Source organism: Cryobacterium inferilacus (assembly GCF_019599185.1).
Taxonomy (GTDB): domain Bacteria; phylum Actinomycetota; class Actinomycetes; order Actinomycetales; family Microbacteriaceae; genus Cryobacterium; species Cryobacterium inferilacus.
In genome coordinates, this window is sequence record NZ_JAIEUL010000062.1 from 1 (window position 1) to 922 (window position 922).

The following is a 922-nucleotide window of genomic DNA, read 5'->3' on the forward strand; positions in this document are numbered from 1 at the left end:
CGGGACGTCAACCCAAAATGATGTACCCGCTGGTCCGTGAATTGGCCGTCGACGGTGTCCCCGTCACGGTGACCTGCCGGGTGTTGCGCTTCTCTAAACAAGCGTTCTACCAGTGGAAGCGCAACCCCGTCTCTCAGCGCGACTGGGACGACGCTCACCTCACCAATGCCGCCTGGGACGCTCACCGGGACGACCCCGCGTTCGGCTACCGGTTCATCGCCGACGAGCTCCACCAAGCCGGCCTCACCGCCGGTGAGAACCGCGTCTGGCGGCTCTGCTCCCAGCAACGACTCTGGAGCGTGTTCGCGAAGAAACGCGGCCTCACCCGCAAGGCCGGCCCGCCCGTGCACGACGACCTCGTCGAGCGGAAATTCACCGCGACACGCCCGAACCAGCTATGGCTCACCGACATCACCGAACACCGCACCGACGAAGGCAAGCTCTACCTCTGCGCGATCAAGGACGTCTACTCGAACAAGATCGTGGGCTACTCCATCGACTCGAGGATGAAGGCGTCTCTGGCCGTCGCCGCGGCCCGGAACGCGATCGGCCAACGCACCATCGACGGCACGATCCTGCACTCGGACCGAGGCTCCCAATTCCGCTCCAACGCGTTCCTGCGGGTGCTGAAGAACAACGGCATCACCGGGTCGATGGGGCGCGTCGGCGCCTGCGGCGACAACGCCGCGATGGAGTCCTTCTTCGCCCTGCTGCAGAAAAATGTCCTCGACAGGCAGCGGTGGTCAACCCGGGAGGAACTGCGCTTGGCAATGGTGGTCTGGATCGAGCGGACCTACCACCGCAAGCGCCGGCAACGCCGCCTCGGCAAGCTCACCCCGATCGAGTTTGAGACAATAAACGTGGCCCTCAAAGCCGCCTGAAACCACTAACCCTTTGAGTCAACTGAACTCGGGGCAGTCCC

At 64.1% G+C, this 922-nt stretch carries 1 protein-coding gene; it reads left to right on the top strand.

The annotated features are described in order from the left end of the window. A partial coding sequence (locus tag K2F54_RS18900) for an IS3 family transposase (RefSeq protein ID WP_220607399.1) occupies window positions 1-881 on the top strand: 881 nt, incomplete at its 5' end. Window positions 882-922: the final 41 nt, after the last annotated feature.